A 23,406-nucleotide genomic window follows, 5' to 3' on the forward strand; every position below is an offset into this window, starting at 1 on the left:
GTAGCCGTGCCTAAACTTGATTTACATTGTAATATAGACGAAAAAATGTTTTCGCTGACACTTTTTTTAACCCGGCTTTTGTCCGGGTTGACACTCTTGTATATTACCATAGGGTGCTTACTATTCTACCGCGAATTTTTGTATAACGCTACCGCAATGGGCCTTCCTCTGCCTGTTCCGGCGGGGCTGGCCTTGGTGGTAGCCGAACTGTTTTTGAGTTTGCTTTTAATGTTAGGGTGGTTTACGCGCCCGGCGGCGGGGCTGGCCGTATTGTCCACAGCGGGATTAGCAGCCGTATTTTTTGCAGCCGATTTTAATAAACTGTATGTGGCGTTGCTTATTTTATTGGCAGCCGCATTACTGCCGAGTACACTCTTAGGCCCCGGAAAAATCAGTTTGGATTATTCCCACGCGGTACGCCGCGCCAATAAAAAATTTAGAGGTTAATTATGGAAATGTTTGACGAAAATCATCAATATATAAGTTTGGCTAATAAATACCGCCCCCAAAAGTTTGAAGATATGGTCGGGCAGGAAAGCATTTCCAAAACGCTTCAAAATGCTTTAAAATTGGGACGTATCGGCCACGCCTATTTGTTTTACGGACCGCGCGGCTGCGGCAAAACCACCACCGCGCGTATTTTGGCGAAAGCCCTAAACTGCACCGGACACGCCGAGGATAAACCAACCGCCGAACCGTGCGGAGAGTGTCCCCAATGCCGTGAAATTGCCCAAAGCGCCGATTTAGACGTTCTGGAATTAGACGCCGCCAGCAATACACAGGTGGAAAAGGTGCGCGAAGCCATTATTGATACCGTTGCGTTGGCTTCGTCTCGCGACCGCTATAAAGTTTTTATCTTGGACGAAGTCCATATGCTTTCAGCCAGTTCCTTTAATGCCCTTTTAAAAACGATTGAAGAACCCCCGGCCCACGTTGTCTTTATCTTGGCGACAACGGAAAAACACAAGGTGCCCGCCACCATTGTCAGCCGTTGCCAAACCTTTCGCTTCCGCCCGATAACGGTGGACGAAATCAGCACGCACCTGTTGGACCTGGCCGAAGCGGAAAGTATAGATTTAACCCCGGGTGCGGCCAAAATTATCGCCAAAAATGCAGGCGGCGCAATGCGCGACGCGCTGACCTTAATGGACCGCGCGATTGCCTACTCCGGCAACCGCATTGATGAAAAATTAGTAGGCGAGATGTTAGGCCTTACGCCGGACGAATTAATCAAAAAAACCGTTACCGCGCTCGTGCAAAAGGATAATGCGGCCCTGCACCAAGCCTTTGAAACCTTAAAAAATGAAGGGTTTGATGCAAATTCTTTTCTAAAAGATTTAAAAAACGCCTTGGGGGATTTGTTCTATTTTGCCTTGGGCCAAGGAGGAGAACCCTTTGACGGGGCCAAACAAATTACCGAACAGGTTTCCCCCGGTTTTTTGGCGCAACTTTCCCGCAAGGTAAACAAAATCACCGAAGAAGTAAAATTTTCCGATAATGCTTTAATCAGCGCAGAAGTCGGCTTGTTTACAGTAATGGACAGTTGTTTAGATTTGGATAATTTTGTCCGCCGTTTAGAAGCCTTGGAAAAGGGCCTCCCGGCGGGCACTATGCCCACGCAGACGGCTGCACCGGCGCACCGCGCCCCGGTTCCGGCAGCCCGGCCAATGCCCAAACCCGCTGCCGCTCCGCGCGTATCGCCCGCTGATGTTGTCCGTCCGGCTCCACGGCCCGCCCCGGTTATAAAACCTTCTCCGCGCCCCGTGGTGGATGATATTATCGCCGATGACGAGATGGCGGAAGAAGCCGCTCCGGTATCTTCCGGCGCGTTAACAGACCGCCAAATTTGGGATAAAATGCTCTTGCAGTTTAAAAAGAGTCCGTTTGTATATGACGTAATGTTAAACAGTATGGTACAGTTTGGCAAAGACGAGTGGACGCTGTGCTTTCCGCCCGGCAAAGAGTTTTACCAAATTCCCGCCCAAAACAAATTGGGTGATTTGGAAACTGCCGCTAAAAAAATAAGCGGACGCACCATTAAATTTAAAATTTCGTCCGGCACGCCACAGGAAGACAAACCCGCCTCTGCCGCACAAACCAAACAAACGCCTGCATCCGACGAAAACAAATCGGCCTCTATTTCCGATGAAGAACCTTTTGTAAAAAGAGATTTCTCGGCTGATATAGCAGCCACTGCGGGTACGGCTCCGGCAGATGCTCCGGAGGAATTAAAGGATATTTTGGAAATCATCCCCGGAGAGTTGTTGGCATAAGTTATGAAAAGTTTAGACCGTTTTATCCGTGCATTACGCCGTTTGCCGGGGGTAGGACCGCGGCAGGCGGAACGCTTTTCGGCTTATTTTTTGCGTGCTTCGCAAGGCGAAACGGAAGAATTTATCAATGCCCTTTTGTCGGTTAAGCAAGATGTTAAACTCTGCCCGGTATGCTTTGCATACAGCGAGGACGGCCTTTGCCCCATTTGCCGCGACCAAGACCGCGACCACGGGGTGATTTGCGTGGTAGAGGACCCGCAGGATATTGAATCCATTGAAAAAACAGGTGCTTTTAAAGGGGTTTACCACGTTTTGCACGGAGCTATTTCGCCAATGGAAGGGCGCGGCGCGGACCAAGTAAAAGTACGCGAATTATTAGAGCGCGTACAGCACACCGAAACCCCGGTGCGCGAGGTAATCATTGCTACGGACCCGGACAGCGAGGGCGAAACCACTGCCCTGTATTTAGCAGATTTACTTCGCGGCCTTGTCGGGCAAGTAACGCGTATCGGCTATGGGGTTCCGTTGGGCGGAGATATTGACTACATTGACGAAATGACGCTTGGATACTCTTTAAAAGCCCGTACCAAACTTTAATGCACCCGGATATCTACAAAAGGCCGCTTTTGTGGTGTTTGGCGGCTTTAATTGCCGGACTAGCGTTCTTTTATCGTCCTGCTCCTTCCGGGCAGGACGTTTTCCGCTTCCTGCCGCAAAAAGAGGTTACACTCATCGGGCGGGTGGAGAGTTTTGCTGTCCCAAAGAAAAACTCCCAAAATGCCGTTATCAAGGTGTTCTCCGTAAACGGGAACAAAGCGGAAGGCCAAATTTATGCCCGCCTGCCGAATTTCACTCCCAAATGGAAAGATGTTTTAGAAATTTCAGGCCGTCTGCAACAGCCCTACGGTCTTGATTTATTGGGGAATTTTGATTGGCGCAGTTATTTGTCTTCTAAAAATATTTTTACCGAAATCAAAGGAACTTCTGTATCCGTCGTGCGCCCGGCACCCTGGCCGTGGAAACTAATAAGAAGTTTGCGCGCGGATATTTTGCGTCTGCTTAACGACACTTTTCCACACGATTTAGCCTCTATTGCCGGGGGTATATTGTTAGGGGAACGCGGGGAACAGGACCCAGCGCTTTACAGCGCATTTCAAGACAGCGGAGCCATACACCTGCTCGTGGCCTCGGGCGGCAATGTAGGGTTTGTTACGCTCCTTACGCTGGCGGTTTGTTCGTGGTTCGGGCTCAGCCGGAAAAAGATGTTGCTCCTTGCGCTTGGCGTGGCGGGTGTTTACACGCTGATTGCCGGGGCCGATGCCCCGTTGGTGCGTGCATATTTTATGACAATTTGCGCCTGCACAGGTTATTTTTTAGGGCGAAACAGCGGGGTATTCCAAGGGTTGCTGGTTTCGTGCTTTGTGATTTTAATTTTTCAGCCTGCTTCCGTATTTGAAACAGGGTTTCAAATGTCTTTTTTGGCCACACTCGCTATTATTATTTGCCTTAACAATTATAAAGTGCCCGGCAAATGGCCAAAAACCCTGCGCTTTTTCACGCAAATCTTTTTGGCCACGCTTTCCACCCAACTGGCACTCTTACCCGAATTTACCAATGTGTTTTACAAAGTATCTGTAACAGGGCTTATTTCCAATATGCTTTTAGTACCGCTGGCCTCGGTGCTTATGGGGCTTTCGTTTGCGTATTATGTGTGCAGTTGCCTGCATTTAGGGTGGCTTTTGCACGGAGTAACATATGGGGCGCTGTGGCTGTTTAAAACCTTGGTGGTTTATTTTGCCTCGTTTAAAATGTCCGCTCTGCCGGTGGCGGCTTGGGGTGCGGGCACCATTATTGCATATTATGCGGGGCTATTTTTAATGTTTAATTTACCGCTTAAAAAATTTGCACGCAAAATCTGCCTGCCGTGCCTGGTACTCGTTGCAGGCGCACCTTTGGCAGAATATTTTTTCGCGCCGGATATACAAATTTATTTATTAAACGAGTGGAATAAAAGCGGAGCCTTAATACGCACCAAAAACGGCAAGGCCTTTTTAGCGGGAAGCGAACTGGACTCCGATAAATTACAAGCATCTCTTTTTAAAACAGGAGTCAAACAACCGGACGCCATCCTGCTTTTTACAGATAAACCTATCCCGCCGGAATTTTCCAAGCGCTTCCCGGCCACGCGCTTTATCCGTCCGTTTGAAAACGATTGGCCCGGAGATAAAATTTCCTTTGGCCCCGTAACCGTCAAACTTAACTGGGGAGAACACGAAACACGGGAAGGCCGCCGCTGGACTAACGAAGGATACTCCGGCTCCGGCAAGGACAATGTGTCATACTGCTTTGATTACAAAGATAAAAAAGCCTGTTTGGGTGCTTTTGCACTCTTTGCTTACAGCGGGGATAAACACACACCCTCGCAAAGAAATAAAACCATTACGCTTAAAATTTAGATATAATAAAAAAGCGCTGTGGAGGACACGATTATGGAACAAGCAGAATTGAAACAACACCAACGTTTTTTGAAGGAAGCCGTTAAAATGGCCGGGAAAGGTATGAACTCGGGCAAGGGCGGTCCGTTCGGTGCAGTCATTGTAAAAGACGGGAAAATTATCGCCCGCGGCTGCAACCAGGTAACTTCTACCAACGACCCGACCCGCCACGCCGAAGTAGATGCCATCCGCAAAGCCTGCAAAAAGTTAGGTTCTTTTGAATTGACGGATTGCATTATTTATTCCTCTTGCGAGCCGTGCCCAATGTGCTTGGGCGCTATTTATTGGGCCCGCCCCAAGGCGCTGTATTTTGCGGCAAACCGTTTTACGGCGGCGAAATACGGCTTTGATGATGCCTTTATTTACAAGGAAGTCGTGTTACCGCTGGACAAACGCTCGCTAAAAACTTATTGCATAGACCTTTCCAACAAAGCCGAGCCGTTTGAACAATGGAACAAAAAAACCGACAAAATTGAATATTAAACTAAAAGCCCGTCGCTCTGACGGGCTTTTAGTTTATAGAGCAATCGGCAAACGGCCGGTGGGTTCAAATTTGCCTAGCAGGCATTTCGCCGCCGCCCGCTGAAAAGACGGCGCGGGGCTAAACGTGAACAGCGTACTTTGCGAGTTTAATTGCCGGGCCGCCCACGGGTTTGCAAGTGTGATAAGTATATGAGCCGGATAGTTTTTTAGTTCCGTCTGCACCTTGTTTATTTCGCTTGGGTCTAGTGCTATTTTACCTTTAAAGGCTTGATACCTCCGCCAGCACAACACCACTAACACATCCGCTTTTTCCCCCGGTTTAGCCAAGGATATACCGCCCTGCCGTAAAGTTTGGATAAATGGTTCAGACGATAGGTTTTCGTCGTTGCCGACTTCTATGACTTGCACTTTTTGCCCCGGACAAAGCGTAACCCTTGGGCCCTGGCAGACGAGCGCCTGTTTTGCGGCACGTTCTGCAAAATCTGTCTCTTGAAAAGCATCTTCCGCTGTGGGGGCGGAGATGAAACCGGCACGCCTGCAAAGCATTTCCTGCTGCTGTTCGGCCTCGTCCAATAAGGTTTTATCAAGCATTACTTGGTGCAAAAATTCAAGCAGTTCAAACGGCTTTTCCGGCACCAGCAAAATATGCGCACCGGCCTTAAAAGATGCCAAGGCGGCCTGTTTTTCATTACCCAATGCCTTCATAGAAAGCGCATCCGTTACCACACAGCCTTTATAACCCAGTTGGGTTTTCAGTAAGCCGCCGATAATTTTTGCGGAAAGAGAAGCCGGGCTGTTGTTGTCCAACGCGGGCACCAATAAATGCCCCACCATTACGCTGTCCGCCAGCGGCAACAATTCTTTGAACGGATAAAGTTCGTGCGTTTGCAAATGTTCCGCAGACGAAGATACCGTAGGCATCGCCATATGGGAATCGGTGGACGTGTTGCCGTGGCCGGGGAAGTGTTTTATACTGTTTAATGCCCCCCCTTTGGCCAGACCGTTTATAAAAGCGCGCGCCAAGCGGGTAACCAACTGCGGGTCTGCCCCAAAAGAGCGCGTATTTACAATCGGGTTTTGCGGACAATCCGCCAAATCTAAAACGGGAGCGAAAACCCAATCCACCCCCAAACTTTTGGCCTGACGGGCGGTCAAAATCCCCTTTTCAAAGGCCAAATCTGTATTGTTTGCGGCCCCCAAAGCCAGGTTAGAGGGCAGAAGTTCCGCATCCGGCAGCCAACGGCCCAGGCCGTCCTCGTAATCTGCCGAAATTAAAATTTTTGGTAAAGGAGATTGCGCACGCAAAGCGCAGGTTAATTCCGCCACTTGTTTGCGTGTGCCGCCATAAAAACAAAAACCGCCCACACCCAAGCGGGCCAATTTTAAAGCGTCCTCTACTTTTGTTTTCCCGAACCAAAAGCCGGGATGGACTAAACGGTTTATTTGCATAAAGTGATTTTCCCTAAAACAGCCGCGCGCTTTGCGCCTGTGGCCGCCGCACAATGATTAATTTTGCGGTGCAAGGCCAACCAGGCAAACAGCGCAAAGGCCGCACTTTCCTTGGCTTGCGGGTCAATACCATAGGACAAAGAAGTCGTTACTTTTATTTGCGGCAAAAGAGTCTGCAAATATACAAGCAAGGTCTTGTTATAGCATCCGCCGCCAGAAACAATTACTTCCTTTTGGTACGCAGACGGCACGAAATCGGCAATGGCCTTCGCCACAGCGGCCGCCGTAAACCAAGTGAGCGTAGCCAATAAATCGTGCGGCTTTTTTAAGTCATTTAAAAAATATTTTTTTAGGTAAACCTCTCCGAAAGCATTTTTATCCAAACTCTTTGGAGGCTTTTGCGAAAAATACGGTTGCGTAAGCAAACGGGCAACCAATTCTTTGTCCGGCGAGCCTTGGGCGGCAAGGGTGCCGTTTTTATCAAACGGTTTTTTAAAAAATGTCTGACAGGCCAAATCTATCAATGTATTGCCCGGGCCAACATCAAACCCAAGCGTTTTAACCTTTTTTCCCACTACGGAAAAATTTGAAATACCGCCCACATTAAGCAAAATTTTAGCGGATTTCTTTCCCCAAAAATATTCGTCAAAAAAAGGAATTAAAGGCGCGCCCTCTCCGCCAAGAGCGATATCCATCGGGCGAAAATCACTCACCACCGGGCACCCGATTCGGGCGGACAAAAAAGAGGGCTCGCCAATTTGCAGCGTGTTGGGAGTTTTGTCGTGCGGGCCGTGGTAAACGGTTTGCCCGTGCGAACCGATAACCTCTATTTCCCGAGCGGAGAGAGAAAAATCTTTTAAAAATTTACACACTGTTTTAGCATATAAATATCCCAGTTCAAAATGAAGTGCAGACAGTTCTGCCGCACGAAGCGAAAACGCAGACAGTAACCGTTGTTGTAAGGCGGCGGGATAGGCATAATTTTTAAAATGAAGCACTTTAAACGGGCGGATTTGCACCGCGCAAACGGTCAACCCGTCCGCACTTGTGCCGCTCATTAGGCCCAGGGCAATTTTACGCATCAAGCACCTTCGTTAAAAAACCGTTCTTGGCTTGGAGCATTTTTTTGGCTTTTGGAGCCCGGACTTTCTTGCGGTGCATTACAATAGCCGTTTTTACATTTTTGCCCGAAGCCGATAATAATCTGCGCGCCGTTCTTTCGTCCGTCTGCGCCACCGTGCAGATAAGCCGCACCGCGCGGGCGACGAGTTTTTCGTTGGTTGGCTGGACATCAATCATCAGGTTGCCGTATGTTTTCCCGCACAAGGTCATTGCGCCGGTGGTGATGGCGTTTAAAGCCATTTTGGTAGCCGTGCCCGCTTTCATACGGGTAGAGCCGCACAGGGCTTCCGGCCCAGTGGGCAAAGCGGCGTGTACTCCGGCATCTGCGCAGACAGCGTTCGGATTGCACGAAATAAGAGCCGTGCGCGCGCCCAATTTGCGCGCGGCTTGTAAGGCCCCCATTACATAAGGCGTGCGTCCGCTGGCCGTCAGGCCGATAACCAAGTCGTCCTTTTTAGCCGCCTTTAAAATTTCCTTTGCGCCTTGTTTTTCGTCGTCCTCTGCGCCCTCTTGCGAGCGGAAAACAGCCTTTTTTCCTCCCGCAATTAAACCGATAATTTGCGAGGGTTTTGTGCCAAAGGTCGGCACACACTCCACCGCTTCCAAAATTCCCAAACGGCCGCTGGTGCCCGCCCCAATGAAAATAATTTTATGTTTATGCGCATAAGCCCCGGCGGCCAAAAGCATAATGGCGGCAATTTCTTTATTGGCCGCTTTTACGGCGCGGGCGGCATTAAAATCCTCATCATTGATTTTTTTAGCAATTTGGCGCGGTGAAAGTTTATCCAAATCCAATGTGTTGGGGTTGCGTGTTTCAGTTGCTATTTGGTTCAAGTTCACTGTTTTCATTGGGCATCCTCCAACGAGTGCTTGTGCGCGCGGAACGCGGCTTCCGTTTCCTCAATAGATTTGATTTTAAACGTCAGCGGCACTACGGCTACCGTAACCAAACTGATAAAACTGGCCACTATAAAAAACATTTCGTACCCAAGCCGCATTTGCAGCCAGCCGGAAAGCATAGAAGGCACCATCATCCCGAGCGCCATAATTCCGGTGGAAATAGCGTAATGCGAAGTTTTATACACCCCCTGCGACACATACATAATAAATACGCTAAATGCCATCATCGCCAGACCATTTCCCAAATGTTCCAACGTAATCAGCGTTGCCACCGCCGCAAGCTCCGGTTTCGCCCACGCCATATAAGCATAAAAGAAATTGGGCAAAATAAGGATAACCGCAAACGGCCAGATACATTTTTTAAAGCCAAACCGGCCAAGCAGCCACCCGCCCGCCAGGTTCCCCGCCACTACGGCTCCCAGCCCCAGCGTACCCTTAATTAAGCCATAGTTTTGAACGCTCATACCCAGCGCACCTTCCGCCGCGGGTTTCAGCAAAAAGAGCGGAACCATTTTTTCCAAGAGCGCATCTCCTAAACGGTATAGCAAAATAAACAACAAAATATAGACGATATTTTTTTGCGTGAAATACGTTTTAAAGGAATCGGCCCACGCGGTTGCACCGTTTTTTTGGACGGGTTTGTCTTGTCCGGGTTTAGGCAAAACCCACGCGTGGTAGAAAGCAAATCCTAAAAACATAACTCCTAAAAAGCCGAACATTACCGCCCAGTTATACGGCCAAGCCACCAGATTCCACGAAGTTCCCGGTGTTTTGTTCCCTAACGAAGCCGTAGCGGAAACTAATGCTCCGCTTCCCAAAATCATTGCCAAACGGTAAAAAATGGTGCGGATACCCACAAAGCGGGATTGCTCTTGCGGAGTTAAAGCCAACAGATAATAGCCGTCGGTGGCAATATCCAGCGTAGCCGATACAAAAGCCCCCGCCAAAAAACCGAATAATGATAAGGTAAAAAAAGTTAAACTGCTATTGCCCTGTGCAAAACGGAAAGCCTCCCACGCGGTAAGGCCGGCCAACAGCAAAAAAAGTCCCGCCAAAACGGTTTGTGCTCCCAAAAGCCAGCGGCGCTTGGTGCTTTTGGCATCTACCAAGGGGCTCCAAAACATTTTGAGTATCCAAGGCAGATACAGCCAACCTGTCCAAAAGGCTATTTTGTCGTTGGAAAAACCCAAATCGGCATACAGCACGGTAGAAACCGTGTTGATGATAATGTACGGCAAGCCCTCGGCTAAATAGAGCGAGGGGATATAGGTCCAAGGAGTTTTTTTCATAGTTATTTAAAGGAGTATTTTCCGCCTAAAATATCGGCTAACGGTTTGGTTACGGGGCTTTCTTCAAATACCATTTTAAGCATAGCCGTTATCGGCACAGCAAGCAACGCACCCATTATCCCCCACACGAGCGCCCAAAAAATTAAGCAGGCAATTACCACAATGGGATCTAAATCCATACCTTTTCCCAACCACTTGGTTTCCAAAATATTCCCTACTACAAAATGCACCGCCGTCAGCAAAATAAGCGCCAGCAAAATATGCCAATCAAACCCGTATTGCAAAAACAGCACCGGCAATGGCAAGACCGTAGAAACAAACGGCCCAATGTTGGGAATAAAATTTAAAATAAAGGTAAGCACGGCAAGCATAGAGGCCAGTTCCGTTTTAATAGACGCCAGCACAATCCAAGTGCACCCCGCCGCCAAGATCGAAACAAAGATTTTAATCAGTAAATAAAAAGAAATTTGTTTTTGGATAGACCCCACTAACGCGGGTTTGTTTTCGGAGGCTTTGCCCATAAACAAAAAGATAACAAACAAGATAATCAACATTAAGTTTGTTAAAATGGACACAACGGTTCCACCCACGCTTTTAACCATTGTAAACACAGGCAGTTTAGCCACAGTATCGGCCAAAAACTGCGCATTTAAATTAATACCGTATTTCTGCGAACGGACCAGGAGCCAATCTAACGTATCATTTAGACGCTCGGTGTAAATATCAGCCCCGTTTACAAAACTTTCAATAGAGCCGGAAATAAAAAGTACCGTCAGCGTAATAACCGCCAAAAAGGCTGTACCGCTGATACCCAGCCCCAGCCCGTAGGGAACGTTCCATTTTTGTTTGAGCCACCCGGCCAAGGTGCTGGCTACCATATAAATAAACACCGCAATAATAAACGGCATTAACATTGCGCGGGTATAGACAAGTACCCACGTGGCCGCCGAAGCGGCAAGAATCATCAGACAAACGGTATTAATAGGCGTAAAACGCTGTAACGAATCTTTAATCATAAATTCCTCTTTTTTTAGTATAGCATACCGCGCGCCCGTCTGCACCCAAGACCTAAGGTGGTTTAGGCCTTTTGGCCCTTGTAGTGCTTTGGAAGTTCTGTATAATATAAGAAAGATATACCTTACAGGAGCCATTTATGCAAAAGATAACAGGTATCTTACTATGCCTTTCCTTACTCCTTTCTTTAAATACTCCTGTGCGCGCCCAACGGGCGAAATTCGTCAAAAGGATCAAAACCCCTGTGTCCAAAGTCCACCCCAGAATTAAAGGCGCGGATATCAGCAAATATTCGTTGGCTTCCAAAGGCTGGGCGCAAACTTACAGATTAAACCAAAAGTTTTTAAACAGTTTAAAAACAAATGTCCCTGCGGCGACGGTGCCCAATTTTAATTTGCCGCCGAAAATGAACGCACATATGCGCGGTTTAACCACCGATACGGAAGCCTTGATTCGCAAAAATCTGACGCTTAAATTTACTTGGATACAACAGCAACCCAACCTGGGGAAAAATCTGTTGCAGAAAATTACGGACAGAGAAATCGGTTTTAGGTTTTATAAAAAACTGTCCGAAACCAACGTGGCTTTTGTTGGAGAGATTCACGGAAATCTTCCGCCACGGATTGAGTTTGCCAACCTGATAAAGGAATTTAAAGCCTTTCATCCAAACCGGAAAATTGTCGTATTTTCCGAAGCCGCCTATTTAAAGCCAATAGAAGGGGAAAGCGTTTTCCCGTACCAGTATTACAGACGTGGGGCCGAGGGAGTGGAAAACCCTATCAATTTTACCGAAAAGGAGACCCCAAACGCTCGGCTAGTGGATGATGAATCCCTGCAATTTAAAGAAATGTTTTCTATCTTATCGGATGCAGGCGTGGAAATTTATCCGATTGAAGATGCGGTAGTAGCGCAAAAGGAATCTGCGCAAGGTATTATTTCCACGGTCAACGGTTTGGCGGAAAGGAATAAAGGCTTCGCCCGGACGATGCAGGCCCAAATGGAAAAAATCCGCCAAGAAAACCCCGATGCGTTGTTTATTTATTACGGGGGTATGGCGCACACTTCTTGGGCGATGCCCACCTCTTTGCCGAAATTTTTTGCCAACGAAAAGCCCTTAGTAGTAGAACTGATAGCTGAAAAAGATGCCGACAAAACATTTTCCCTGCTTCCCAATATTTGGGAAACGGCTCACCCTGCTTTTACAAAAACGGGAGACAAACGGATGTTTCTTTGGGAGGGCGCTCCCGCCCAAGCGGAAACTTGGGGCAAAATGACGGGCTTTGATTGCCGAATCGTTATTCCGTAATTTACTGCTATTTTAGATAGGTAAAAGGCGCCCTGCATAGAGCGCCTTTTAAATTTTTCATTTTCAAGCGGCATAAAAACACCCCCATTTGTCGGGGGTATTTTCTAAATGGTGGGCAGTACAGCGTTTGCCTTCCAGTAAAATCCCTGACGGGATTTTCTTGCAGGCCGGGCTCGCGGTTTTGGCCTTTCGGGCTCGACCTCAAACCAAAACATCGCTCCGCCTTTCAAATCCTGCCGCAACACCAAGCAGTTGGTGTTGCTACTGCCCACAACAGCATAAAAATACCCCCATTTACTGGGGGTATTTTCTAAATGGTGGGCAGTACAGGATTTGAACCTGTGACCTTTCGCGTGTGAGGCGAACGCGCTACCGCTGCGCCAACTGCCCGAAATCTTGTATATTTATTATAACAATTTCCCGCCCTGTTTGAAAAGTATTTATTTTTTTCCCTGCAAAATAAACTTTCTGCTGTGAGGGCTCACTTTATTTTATATACTATTATTAAGGATAAAATGTCTGCTTTTAGGCAGGCAATTTTCATTTAAAAGGAGTGCTTACAACACACTATGGATTGGAGTTTGCTGGTAAACGCGCTTATCGCTACGCTGGCTATTTTGAACCCCATCGGCAATATGCCGATTTTTCTGGAACACGTGGAAAATGACGAACCGAAGGTACAACGTGCGGTTGCATTGTTAATGGCCTTGTCCATTTTCATTATGCTGACGATTTTCTTTATCTTCGGCAGCAAAATTTTGAGCGTGTTCGGTATTACGATTCCCGCCTTCCGCCTGGCCGGTTCTATTATTTTGTTGGGCGTAGGCTTGCGTATGTTACAGGGTAAATCTAAATTTGAACGCAACGGCTTGGAGGCCGCCCCTGCGCAAGGCAGCACCTTTGACCGCGCCCGCGACCGTTTAAGCCACATCGTCGTTCCCGTTGGGATGCCGCTTTTTATCGGGCCCGGCTCTATCGCTACGGTCATGTTGTATGCCGAAAAAATCAACTCGTTCCCGATGGCTGTTATGATGATTGTCGTGCTATTCCTCTGCGCGGCGGCCGTAGGCGCGGTGTTGGTGGCTTCGCGTTACTTGTTTACTAAAATCGGCCACAACGGCACGCAGATTGTCATCCGCTTTATGGGTATGATTTTGTGTTCTATTGCTATGCAGTTTATGATTGACGGCGTGGGCCAACTGCTACCCGGTGTGTTAGATGCACACTTTTTAGGAGACATTTCCTCCGCGTCGTAATCAATTATCTGCTTTTTTCCGGGCGGCTTAACGGCCGCCCTTTTTTATGTCTGCCAGAATAGGTACAATACTTGTATGGACAAGTTTAAACTCGTTTCTAAATTTAAGCCGGCGGGCGACCAACCCAAGGCCATTGATGCCTTGACAAACAACATTTTGGCAGGCAAAACACGCCAAACGCTGCTAGGCGTAACCGGCTCGGGCAAAACCTTTACAATGGCCAATGTCATTACGCGGCTAAACCGCCCGACGCTTATTTTGTCTCCCAACAAAGTGCTGGCCGCCCAGTTATACGGCGAGTTTAAACAATTCTTCCCCGAAAACGCCGTAGAATACTTTATTTCTTATTACGATTATTACCAACCCGAAGCCTATATTCCGCAAACAGACACTTATATTGAAAAAGACTCCGCTGTCAACGAACATATTGATAAACTGCGCTTAAAGGCTACTACCTCGCTTTTAACCCGCAAAGATGTTATTGTGGTAGCATCTGTTTCGTGTATTTACAACATCGGCTCACCGGACAGTTTTAGGGAAATGCGCATTTATGTAAAAAAGGGCGCGGAAATGACCCGCTCCCAACTATCGGGCCGTTTGATCAAAATTCAGTACCACCGCGACGAAATGGAATTTACTTCGGGCAATTTCCGTATGCGCGGACCGTTTACGGACATTATGACCCCATACAGCCAAAACGCCCTGCGCGTGGAAATAGCGGGCAAAACCATCGCGCATATTTACGAAATTCACCCCATTACAGGTAATGTTTTGGCAGAATTAGACGAGGCCTGGATTTATCCGGCCAAGCACTTTGTGGCAACGGACGAGGATACACAAAGCGCGATTGATAACATCCGCCGGGACTTGGACTTACGCCACGCGGAACTGTTAAAAATGGGCAAAGAATTGGAAGCCTACCGCCTAAAACAGCGCACCGAATACGATTTGGAAATGCTCCAACAGGCCGGATTCTGCCCCGGTATTGAAAACTATTCCCGCTATATTGACGGGCGCAAACCCGGCGAACGCCCGGCTTGTCTGCTGGATTACTTTAAAAAATATGACGATTTTTTGATGATGGTGGACGAATCACACGTTTCCCTGCCGCAAGTGCGCGGAATGTTCAACGGCGACCGGGCACGCAAACAAATGTTGGTGGATTTCGGCTTCCGCTTGCCGTCGGCCTTGGATAACCGCCCGCTAAAATTTGACGAATTTGAAAAACTGCTTCCCTCTACCATTTTTGTATCCGCCACGCCAGGCCCGTATGAACTGACGGTTTGCGGCAATAACATTGTGGAGCAGGTCATCCGTCCGACAGGGCTTTTGGACCCCAAAGTATATATGCACCCTACGGCGGGACAAATTGACCACTTAGTAGAAAAAATTAATAAGCATAAAGCCCGCGGCGAACGCACGCTGGTTTTGGCCCTTACCAAAAAAACTGCCGAAGATTTAAGCGCGTATTTTACCGAAAAAAACATCAAAACGCGCTACTTGCACTCCGATATTGAGGCCCTGGACCGCGTGGAAATTTTAAAGGATTTCCGCCAAGGAAAATTTGACGTACTCGTCGGGATTAACCTGTTGCGCGAAGGGATTGATATTCCGCAAGTGGGCTTCGTAGCGATTTTGGGCGCGGATAACGAAGGCTTTTTACGCAACACCACGACGCTTATTCAAATTTCTGGCCGTGCCGCGCGCAACGCAGACGGAGAAGTGGTTTTATATGCGGACCGCAAGACAGATTCCATTAAATATGCCCTCAACGAAATGAACCGCCGCCGTGCCTTACAAGAGGCGTACAATAAAGAGCATCATATTACGCCCAAAACTATCCAAAAAACAGAAGTGGAATTAAAGGAATTTGAACAGCAAACCAAATCCAGCGCATTTGGTATTTTGAGCGACACCTTGCCGACGCCCACGCTTAAAAACTTAAAATCGGTGGAAAAAGATATTGAACAGCAAATGCTGCAAGCCGCCGAGGCGCTTAACTTCGAACTGGCCGCCGAACTGCGCGACCGATTATATGAATTGCGCCAAATGAGTGTAAAAGCACCCTCCAAGAAAAAGTAAGGACTGTTTTTTCTTTCGCGCAGGGAAATTGGTAAAATATATTTATGGCAGAAACAATTTTTCCTTTGCAATCCGTTACCAAAGTAATCGGCCTGGAACGCGTGGACAGCACGCAGGCCTTGGCCGCCGAACTCGCGCTAAAAGGCGAGCCAGAAGGCACGCTCGTTTTAGCGTGCGAACAAACCGAAGCCTTCGGCCGCGACGGGCAACCCTTTTACTCCACCGAAGGAGGCGTATATTTTACGCTCCTGCTTCGCCCAAATAAATCCGAAGACGCTTTTCCCTCTTTGGGTGCAAAAATGGCCGAGGTTATCGCACATACCTTAACTGCTATTTTTGAAATTAGAACCAAAGCCACAAATGAAGGAGATGTACTGGCGTGGGATCAAAACGCGCACAAATGGAAAAAAATTGCCGGGGTGTTGGTGCAAGCATTGCACACCGATACGGAGGACTGGGCCCTGCTCGGTGCGGGTATTCACTTAAATAATCCGCTGCCTGCTTCGCGCAAAAAAACGGAAGTAAGTTTAAAGCAACTCATCCGCACGGAAACGAGCAAAGAATTATTTTTAGATGAATTGTTGGAAAACTTTTGGAAGGAGTATTCTTACTGGACCCGCTCTGCCCGCTAAATTTAGGTGCACAAAAAAGCCGCCCGTTTTTTAACGGACGGCTTTTTTATGGGTACAAAACTTAATCGCCCAAGGCCTGCTTCACTTTGGCAATAAATTCCGTCAGCACGAAGGGCTTAGAGCAGAAACCTTTTACCTGCGGATAAGGTAAGAACATTTTTTCCGATTCCACAAGCGCCGAAGTTACAATTACGGGCGTAGAGGACAGGGCTTCGTCTTCCCCCATAATTTTAACAATGCTCGCCCCGTCTAACCCGGGCAGCATAACGTCCAAAATCACCAAATGCGGGTGGACCTTCTTCATCGTGGCAATAGCATCGCGCCCGGTCTGGCAAGAGTGGATTTCATAGCCTTCGCGCGCAAGAATCAAGGTAAGCAAATCTATAATGCTTGCTTCGTCTTCTACAATTAAAATTCTTTTTTTCATATCAGTATTTTCCCATTAGCCTTATTATTTATTATACTTTTTTATATGACAAAAAAGAGTTTTAATGCTTCCGTCCTCCCTAAAATGCGTACTTTCGCCGCACGGTTAATCAGCCGCGGAGACAGCGTTTTAGTCGGCCTTTCCGGCGGGGCGGACTCTGTTTGTCTGCTTCATTTTTTACAATACCTGGCCAAGGAGAAACATTTTTCTCTGGCGGCCGTGCACGTCAACCACGGGTTGCGCGGGCCGGCGGCAAAAGCCGATGAACTTTTTTGCCGCAATTTATGCGGGCAGTTAGACATTGAGTTTTTTTCCACCCAAGTAAATGCACGGCAAACCGCAGAACAATTTAATTTAAGTCCGGAGCACGGCGCGCGCAAAGCCCGCTATACGGCTTTGCTCAAAATAGCGCGCAAATGGGGTGCTAGCAAACTGGCCCTCGGCCACCAATTAGACGACCAGGCCGAAACCATTTTGCTGAATTTACTGCGGGGAACAAAAGCCAAGGGGTTAATGGGAATTCCCATACAACGGCCGCTTGCCAAAGGGGTGGAAATCGTCCGTCCGCTGATGTGCATCACCCGGCAGGAAACCGAAGAATATTTGCAAAATAATGGGCTTACCCACATTACGGACCAAACAAATTTTGATGACGTTTACACCCGCAACTGGGTACGCGCCACCTTGCTGCCTCTGTTAGAAAGCAAACAGCCGAAAATTAAAAGCCACTTGGCCTTAATGGCGGCCGAGTTGGAAAAATTATTTGGCAAGCCCGCTCACAAATCGTCATAACTCATATCGTCGCGAATGCCAAAGCGCGTTAAGCAAAAATCGTATTTGATAGGGTCGTGCGGACAATACTTTTTGAGCGCGGCGGAAATTTCCAACACGGCGGTAATATCCGCCGCATTTCGCTTGGTAAGGCCCAGTTTTTGGGCGATGCGGTGCATATGCACGTCTAGCGGTACAAGCAGTTGTGCGGGGCTTATTTTCGCCCAGCCTCCGGGGTCCACCTCATCCTTGCGCACCATCCAGCGCAAAAATAAATTTAATCGTTTAAGTGCACTCTTTTTATCCGGGTCCGGCACCAGGGAGTGCAAATCACACCCGCGGAGCAGTTCCCGCGCGAAACCTTTTAACGCGGGGAGTACTGTTTCATCCGCCGGGGTATAATAAGCCAAAAAACAATCTTCCAGCGAACCATATTTCTGCAAAATAGTTTTAACAGCCAGCCAAAAGGAAATAATTTCTTGCTCCGCAGTAAAACGGTATTTAAAGCCCTTAAAAATACGGGCCAGTTTATCGGGAGTGGCAGACAACGCAAACTGCCGAGGGGAAGAGCCTGCCGCGTTTAACACCCAACTTACCGTTTTAATAATCTGCTTGACGTTCCCGTATGCAAAACAAGCCGCCACCAACGCGGCAATTTCCCGCTCGCGCACGGCGGGATAATCATACAAAAATTGCAGCGGGTCCGGGTTACACAAACTGCGTTTGTTGTATCGGGTATATAAGGTTTCAAAATAGCGGGTCGTTTTTTTCATTTTCTATATTCTAGCAATTTGATACCATATCTTATATGTCCAGCATTGTATTATCAGAAGCCACCCGATTAGGCTTGCACATCACCGGGCTTACGTTCCGCTCGCAAGAGGTTCACCCGGGAAGCATTTTTTTTGCCTTAAAAGGCGCCAATGCAGACGGTAACCAGTTTATTAATGAGGCCGTCCGCCGGGGTGCCGTAATGGTAGTATCCGCCCAACCCCGGCCGGAACATTGCCCTGCCCCTTATTTGCAATCTACGGATATTGACCGCGATATGGCGGATGCCGCCTATGAATTTTACGGAAAGCCGTCAAATGAAATGCAAATGATTGGCATTACAGGGACCAAGGGCAAGACTTCTATTGCGTATTTGCTGGAATCTATTTTAACTTGTGCCGGGCGAAAAGTGGGCGTACTGGGTACTGTTAACTACCGTATGGGCGGGAAAGTGCTTTGCGCGGCCCCCAACACGACACCGGCGGCTATTCCCCTTTTTAACCTGCTTGCGCAAATGAAAGAGGACGGATGCCAAAATGTGGTAATGGAGGTCTCCTCCCACGCATTGGACCAACAGCGTGTTAAGCACATTTGGTACGATACGGCTGTTTTTACCAATTTACAGCGCGACCATTTGGACTATCACCACACCTTTGAAAATTATTTTTTAGCCAAGCAAAAACTGTTTGAAAACTTGGCTGACCCCGCCAATCCAAAACCCAACCGCACCGCTATCATTAACGCGGATGACCCATACGGCGAACGCTTGATAAATTTATTAAAGGGCCGAGTGAATGTGATTACATTTGGGCTGGAAAAAGAAGCCGACTTTAAAGCCACAGACATTTGCGAAAGTTTGGAGGGAACCTCGTTTTGTGTAAACGGGTCCCCGCTGCAAATCCGCTTATTGGGGCGGCACAATGTATATAATGCCTTGGCCGCTTATGCGGCAGCCTGCGCCAATGGGATAGACGAAGCAACCATTAGACAAGGCCTTGCCGCCTTGCCCGGTGTGCCGGGCCGTATGGAGCGCATAGACGAAGGCCAAGACTTTTTTGCCTTTGTGGATTTTGCCTATACGGACGAATCATTAAACCGCGCTTTGGATACGGTTGCCCCTTTTAAAAAAGGGCGCACGGTTGTCGTCTTTGGCTGTGGCGGCCAGCGGGACCGCACCAAACGTCCGTTAATGGGACATACGGCTTGCACGCGCGCAGATTATGTTTTTTTAACAAACGACAACCCGCGTTGCGAAGAACCGAAAAAAATTTTTAACGATATTTTGCAAGGAATGAAAGGAGCCAGCAATTACGAATTGGTGCCTGACCGCGCCGAAGCGATCCGCCGGGCATTATCATCTGCACAAAAAAATGATATCGTAATTATTGCAGGGAAAGGGCACGAGGATTACCAAATTATCGGCACGAAAAAAAATCACTTTTCCGACCAGGAAACCGTCCGCGCCTTTTTGCACGGGAGAAAAAGAAATGTTTAAGAGAGAAAAATTATCCGGCAACCGCGCGGGTGTTTTAGGCTTGGGAAAAAGCGGGCGCGCCGTGGCCACCTTGCTTGCGAAAAACGGCTTTGACGTACTCATCAGCGAGGATGCCCCTATGGCACACGCGGAGGCTTTTGCGCTTCCCAAAGGGGTGCGCGTGGAAACAGGCGGGCACTCATCAGCCCTCTTTCAATGTAATTTTTGGATAAAAAGCCCAGGCATTTTTCCTAAATCTCCCGCTTTGTCGGAAGCCAAAAAACTGGGCATTCCCGTATTTAGCGAACTGGAAACCGCACTTGCCTTTATACCCAAAGGGGTGCGTGTCTTTGCGGTAACAGGCACAAACGGAAAAACAACCACGACCGCGCTGCTGGGCGAAATTTTAAAACTGCAAGCCCAACGCGAAAATAAAGGACGCCAAGTGTTTGTGTGCGGCAATATCGGCAGTCCGGTTTCGCTCTGCGCAGGACAAGTAAAAAAAGGTGATGATGTGGTAATTGAAGTATCCAGTTACCAATTGGAGGACAGCACCTATTTCCGCCCGAATTTTGCCTGCATTTTAAACGTAACACCAGACCATTTGGACCACCACGGCGGAATGAAGAACTACATCAAAGCCAAGGCCAAGGTGTTTAAAAACCAACGCACCGCCGATGTGTTGGTGGTAAACGGCGCCGATACCGTTTGTGTGGAATTGGTGGAAAAAGCCAAATCCAAGGTGTTGGCATTTTCCACACATCCCAAACATTTGCTCAAAACGGACGTGTTTTTTGACGGAGATGAACTGATTTTCAGCGAGGGACACCAAATCCGCCCCCCACATTTAAAAGGGATTCACAATGTGGAAAATGCTATGGCCGCCGCGTTAATGGCTTTGTCTGCCGGCGTGTCCGCAACAATAATTCAAACGGTATTTGATAAGTTTGAAGCCATGGAGCACCGCATTGAACAATTTGCGTACCACCGCGGCGTGGTGTATGTAAACGATTCCAAGGCCACAAATTTAGATTCCACCATTACAGCCCTTAAAAGTTTTGAAAAGACACAAAATCTGTGGCTGATTTTAGGCGGACGAGATAAGGGAGCCTCTTACGAGGTATTACTCCCATATTTAAAAGATTATTGCAAGCGCGTCCTGATAATCGGTGAGGCGATGGATAAGATTGAGCGGGAGTTGCACGGGGCCTTTCCGCTGATGCGCTGCGGCTCTTTGGAAAAGGCGGTAGAAATGGCTATGGCCGGTGCGGCAAAGGGTGATGTGGTGTTGCTGTCGCCCGCGTGTTCCAGTTTTGACCAATTTAAGGATTTTGAACAGCGCGGAAAAATTTTCAAACGCTTGGTAGATGCACATATTTTTAAAGACCGTACCGCCAAAAAGAAATAAAAATCCGTTCAGCACAAAACCGTCAAAGTAAAAAATACCTTTCTTTGTTGCTTTGGCCTTGCTGGCAGAAGTCCTTGCGGCTTTAACCTTTCCCGACGGCAAACAAAGGATTTTCTTTATTTAGGGCGGGTTATTTTGTATAATAAATAAGTAGTCAAACAAATTTATGCCCAGTTGGCGCAGCGCTAATCCCATAAGACCGTTCCCGCTATAAGGGAACGCGCCCACTAGGCAAGGCAGTAAAATCGTAACGAATTTAAGCCCAGTTGGCGCAGCGGTAGCGCGTTCCCTTGACATGGGAAAGGTCATAGGTTCAATCCCTATACTGGGCACCATTTATAATCCTCGTTTTACGACGAGGATTTCTTATTTTATACTGATTTTATTGCTTTTTCGATTAGTAATCCAAAAGGGTCATTTTTTGTGCATTTTTGCGGTTTTTTGTAGTTTTTTTGGCAATATTTTGGCAATGGCAAGAGGTTTTTGTTCGCTGTTTTGGGGCAATACTAATATTTTCTCTCCTGTACAGTTTATTGTCCTTGGGAAAATAAAATTTTAGCCCTTATTGATAACTTTAACGCCAACCCCAGCCGCTTGCTTTCGCCGGTCAAAAAGAAGGTTGTAGGCGCTCTTATGCCACCAGTAGTTTATAACATCACAAAAATAATTTTTTCTGATTTACAAAAAGAGGATTGGGGCAAAAATTTTTCTGGGATTTTTTACATAATGCCCTCTCTAAAAATTTGCGGGAAAAATTTTGGAGAATTTTCCCAAACTGCAGTATCGTGGTTCGTATTTATGGAGACAAAGATATCATAAGGCACAACAAATAGTATGCTTATATTGGCTTATTAAAGCGCCCAAACGTTTCAATTTCCTCCATAAAATACGGAGATATGGTGTGCAATTTACCATATCTCCGCAGAAGAAACTTTACGCACATGGCCTAATATTTGACCTTATGTTAGGGTAATTGTTTGGCAAGTTCTTTCTTTACACTTTCATCCGAGGTTAACTCCTAGAACATTCTAATAAAATTTCCACCACATCTTGCAACGCTTCACGCAAGGTTTGCGCATTAGGTAATAAAGGTTGTTTTTCCCTAGTTGTACTGGGTGCAAAAATTTCCGCTTCTGGTAGATACAATTTTTTATTAATTTCTATCATCAGCGCCGTATAGCGGATGTTTACCGGGGTGGTCATTGCTCCCATGAAAGGGCTATTTATAGCCACGCGGTAGCCGCACTTTTTTAGCATATTTTCCACTGCACGCAATTTACAGGAATCGGGCGCGGTTAAATCGTCATTAAACCCCAAACAAATATCGGGGCGGGGCATAGATTTATCCCTATCGCAAGGGAGCGGCGCGGGGAAAAAACTGTGCAAATCCAGCAGTAGCGCCCCTTCTCCGGCCTGTAAAACGGCTTTTTTAAGGCGTTTATGCTGTTTTTCGTAATAGTTCACAAGCCGCTTTTGCGGGCCTAATATTTTGCGGTCAAATTTAATGCCGTCAATCAGCCGGTTATACAAAACGCCCATACCCGCTTGAGCCATAGGCTCCTTTTTATCGTTTGCATAGCGTTCCAAATCTACCGCAAAGCGGGAATAGTCGCTCGTCAGCGGACTAGGCAAAAAGTTCCAAATTTCTTCCAAACGCCAATCGGCTAAAATATGTGCATCCCGCCGCAAATCTGCCGTCGGCGTTCCTGGTAAAAAAACACTGGTATGCGGCAGCCACGCCACCACATTGGAATAATCCCGCGGGAAAACAACACCCTCTTTCCACTCTGGGGTCATTACATAAATATTACCACTATCAAAATGCTTGATAAGCACGGCCGGCAAGTGAAGCATTTTTAATAGGGAACTCGCCACCCGCTTTAACTCCGGCAACGTGGCTTGGGCAAAATCCGCCGTATGGGAATTTTTATAAAAGGTATTTCCTTGAAACACATACCTCCCTGTAAAACCCTGCCCTTGTACCGCACCAACGGCTGCAAACACCTCATCTACCTGTTTAATTTCCCGCCCAATGGGCAAAATAACCATTCCTCCCGAAAGAGGCTCCTGGCCGTTACGCACAAAGGATTTTTGGTTATTTTTGCTCTCTAAACTCAGGTGCATCATACCAAACATACCGGGGAAGCCCGAAATAGGCTTTGGGTTAAACCAATGCACTTGATAAAACCCCGGCTCCATTTCGCGTGGAGCAATAGACTGCATAAATTTTTCGTGTGTTTGTAAAGACAACATT

At 47.6% G+C, this 23,406-nt stretch carries 20 protein-coding genes and 2 tRNA genes; 13 read left to right on the forward strand and 9 right to left on the reverse strand.

Going from position 1 to position 23,406, the window contains the following annotated elements:
• Positions 1 to 6 precede the first annotated feature (6 nt).
• From ACQY2K_RS02705 to ACQY2K_RS02725, 5 genes are read left to right on the forward strand one after another with little or no spacing between them, the layout of a single operon-like run.
• Positions 7 to 447, forward strand: a complete 441-nt coding sequence (locus ACQY2K_RS02705) for a DoxX family membrane protein (protein ID WP_177747435.1) — start codon at positions 7 to 9, stop codon at positions 445 to 447.
• Between the two features lie 2 nt (positions 448 to 449).
• Complete coding sequence (dnaX, locus tag ACQY2K_RS02710) at positions 450 to 2,273, forward strand: DNA polymerase III subunit gamma/tau (RefSeq protein ID WP_428040650.1); 1,824 nt, start codon at positions 450 to 452, stop codon at positions 2,271 to 2,273.
• A gap of 3 nt (positions 2,274 to 2,276) precedes the next feature.
• A complete protein-coding gene (recR, locus tag ACQY2K_RS02715; protein ID WP_428040651.1) occupies positions 2,277 to 2,870 on the forward strand; it encodes a recombination mediator RecR in 594 nt (197 codons plus the stop codon).
• On the forward strand, positions 2,870 to 4,729 hold the full coding sequence (locus ACQY2K_RS02720) for a ComEC/Rec2 family competence protein (protein WP_428040652.1): 1,860 nt from the start codon (positions 2,870 to 2,872) through the stop codon (positions 4,727 to 4,729). The genes recR and ACQY2K_RS02720 overlap by 1 nt, the downstream gene beginning before the upstream one ends.
• A 33-nt stretch (positions 4,730 to 4,762) precedes the next feature.
• Positions 4,763 to 5,251, forward strand: coding sequence for a deaminase (locus tag ACQY2K_RS02725; protein WP_177747423.1), 489 nt, complete (start codon positions 4,763 to 4,765; stop codon positions 5,249 to 5,251).
• A gap of 33 nt (positions 5,252 to 5,284) precedes the next feature.
• Here the strand turns inward: ACQY2K_RS02725 and ACQY2K_RS02730 are convergent, their stop codons facing one another.
• The 5 genes from ACQY2K_RS02730 to ACQY2K_RS02750 are packed head-to-tail and all read right to left on the reverse strand — an operon-like array spanning position 5,285 to position 11,027.
• Entirely contained in the window at positions 5,285 to 6,700 is a 1,416-nt protein-coding gene (locus tag ACQY2K_RS02730; RefSeq protein ID WP_428040653.1) for a glycoside hydrolase family 3 N-terminal domain-containing protein, read from the reverse strand.
• Complete coding sequence (locus ACQY2K_RS02735; protein WP_428040654.1) at positions 6,691 to 7,782, reverse strand: anhydro-N-acetylmuramic acid kinase; 1,092 nt, start codon at positions 7,780 to 7,782, stop codon at positions 6,691 to 6,693. The genes ACQY2K_RS02730 and ACQY2K_RS02735 overlap by 10 nt, the downstream gene beginning before the upstream one ends.
• On the reverse strand, positions 7,775 to 8,671 hold the full coding sequence (murQ, locus tag ACQY2K_RS02740; protein ID WP_428040655.1) for an N-acetylmuramic acid 6-phosphate etherase: 897 nt from the start codon (positions 8,669 to 8,671) through the stop codon (positions 7,775 to 7,777). Before murQ ends, ACQY2K_RS02735 begins: the two co-directional genes overlap by 8 nt.
• Positions 8,668 to 10,011 (reverse strand): MFS transporter, encoded by a 1,344-nt coding sequence (locus ACQY2K_RS02745; protein ID WP_428040656.1) that lies wholly within the window; start codon positions 10,009 to 10,011, stop codon positions 8,668 to 8,670. Before ACQY2K_RS02745 ends, murQ begins: the two co-directional genes overlap by 4 nt.
• Before the next feature lie 2 nt (positions 10,012 to 10,013).
• Positions 10,014 to 11,027: an AI-2E family transporter gene (locus ACQY2K_RS02750; protein ID WP_428038012.1), complete on the reverse strand. Its 1,014-nt coding sequence runs from the start codon at positions 11,025 to 11,027 to the stop codon at positions 10,014 to 10,016.
• Positions 11,028 to 11,164: 137 nt separating this feature from the next.
• On the opposite strand from ACQY2K_RS02750, the gene ACQY2K_RS02755 reads away from it, so the two are divergent.
• Complete coding sequence (locus ACQY2K_RS02755) at positions 11,165 to 12,331, forward strand: hypothetical protein (protein WP_428040657.1); 1,167 nt, start codon at positions 11,165 to 11,167, stop codon at positions 12,329 to 12,331.
• 315 nt (positions 12,332 to 12,646) lie between these two features.
• Here ACQY2K_RS02755 and ACQY2K_RS02760 read toward each other — a convergent pair.
• Positions 12,647 to 12,721, reverse strand: a tRNA-Val gene (locus tag ACQY2K_RS02760).
• Between the two features lie 179 nt (positions 12,722 to 12,900).
• Here ACQY2K_RS02760 and ACQY2K_RS02765 point away from each other — a divergent pair.
• From ACQY2K_RS02765 to ACQY2K_RS02775, 3 genes are all read left to right on the forward strand, one after another.
• Complete coding sequence (locus tag ACQY2K_RS02765) at positions 12,901 to 13,587, forward strand: MarC family protein (RefSeq protein WP_177747402.1); 687 nt, start codon at positions 12,901 to 12,903, stop codon at positions 13,585 to 13,587.
• A gap of 75 nt (positions 13,588 to 13,662) precedes the next feature.
• Positions 13,663 to 15,669: an excinuclease ABC subunit UvrB gene (gene uvrB / locus ACQY2K_RS02770; RefSeq protein WP_428040658.1), complete on the forward strand. Its 2,007-nt coding sequence runs from the start codon at positions 13,663 to 13,665 to the stop codon at positions 15,667 to 15,669.
• Positions 15,670 to 15,713: 44 nt separating this feature from the next.
• Complete coding sequence (locus ACQY2K_RS02775; protein ID WP_428040659.1) at positions 15,714 to 16,301, forward strand: biotin--[acetyl-CoA-carboxylase] ligase; 588 nt, start codon at positions 15,714 to 15,716, stop codon at positions 16,299 to 16,301.
• Between the two features lie 61 nt (positions 16,302 to 16,362).
• On the opposite strand, the gene ACQY2K_RS02780 is transcribed toward ACQY2K_RS02775, so the two are convergent.
• A complete protein-coding gene (locus ACQY2K_RS02780) occupies positions 16,363 to 16,728 on the reverse strand; it encodes a response regulator transcription factor (protein ID WP_428040660.1) in 366 nt (121 codons plus the stop codon).
• A gap of 45 nt (positions 16,729 to 16,773) precedes the next feature.
• On the opposite strand from ACQY2K_RS02780, the gene tilS reads away from it, so the two are divergent.
• Positions 16,774 to 17,520: a tRNA lysidine(34) synthetase TilS gene (gene tilS / locus ACQY2K_RS02785; protein WP_428040661.1), complete on the forward strand. Its 747-nt coding sequence runs from the start codon at positions 16,774 to 16,776 to the stop codon at positions 17,518 to 17,520.
• Here tilS and ACQY2K_RS02790 read toward each other — a convergent pair.
• Complete coding sequence (locus ACQY2K_RS02790) at positions 17,505 to 18,272, reverse strand: TIGR02757 family protein (protein WP_428040663.1); 768 nt, start codon at positions 18,270 to 18,272, stop codon at positions 17,505 to 17,507. The genes tilS and ACQY2K_RS02790 overlap by 16 nt on opposite strands.
• Before the next feature lie 35 nt (positions 18,273 to 18,307).
• On the opposite strand from ACQY2K_RS02790, the gene ACQY2K_RS02795 reads away from it, so the two are divergent.
• The 3 genes from ACQY2K_RS02795 to ACQY2K_RS02805 all read left to right on the forward strand — a co-directional run bounded on the left by ACQY2K_RS02795 (position 18,308) and on the right by ACQY2K_RS02805 (position 21,487).
• Positions 18,308 to 19,765: a UDP-N-acetylmuramoyl-L-alanyl-D-glutamate--2,6-diaminopimelate ligase gene (locus ACQY2K_RS02795; RefSeq protein ID WP_428040664.1), complete on the forward strand. Its 1,458-nt coding sequence runs from the start codon at positions 18,308 to 18,310 to the stop codon at positions 19,763 to 19,765.
• Positions 19,758 to 21,152, forward strand: a complete 1,395-nt coding sequence (gene murD / locus ACQY2K_RS02800) for a UDP-N-acetylmuramoyl-L-alanine--D-glutamate ligase (RefSeq protein WP_428040665.1) — start codon at positions 19,758 to 19,760, stop codon at positions 21,150 to 21,152. Before ACQY2K_RS02795 ends, murD begins: the two co-directional genes overlap by 8 nt.
• A 260-nt stretch (positions 21,153 to 21,412) precedes the next feature.
• Positions 21,413 to 21,487: transfer RNA gene (locus tag ACQY2K_RS02805), tRNA-Val, on the forward strand.
• Between the two features lie 676 nt (positions 21,488 to 22,163).
• On the opposite strand, the gene ACQY2K_RS02810 is transcribed toward ACQY2K_RS02805, so the two are convergent.
• On the reverse strand, positions 22,164 to 23,405 hold the full coding sequence (locus ACQY2K_RS02810; RefSeq protein WP_428040666.1) for an N-formylglutamate amidohydrolase: 1,242 nt from the start codon (positions 23,403 to 23,405) through the stop codon (positions 22,164 to 22,166).
• Between the last annotated feature and the right edge of the window lies 1 nt (position 23,406).

This window comes from Candidatus Avelusimicrobium fimicolum (assembly GCF_021632165.1).
In the GTDB taxonomy this organism is placed as follows: Bacteria; Elusimicrobiota; Elusimicrobia; order Elusimicrobiales; family Elusimicrobiaceae; genus Avelusimicrobium; species Avelusimicrobium fimicola.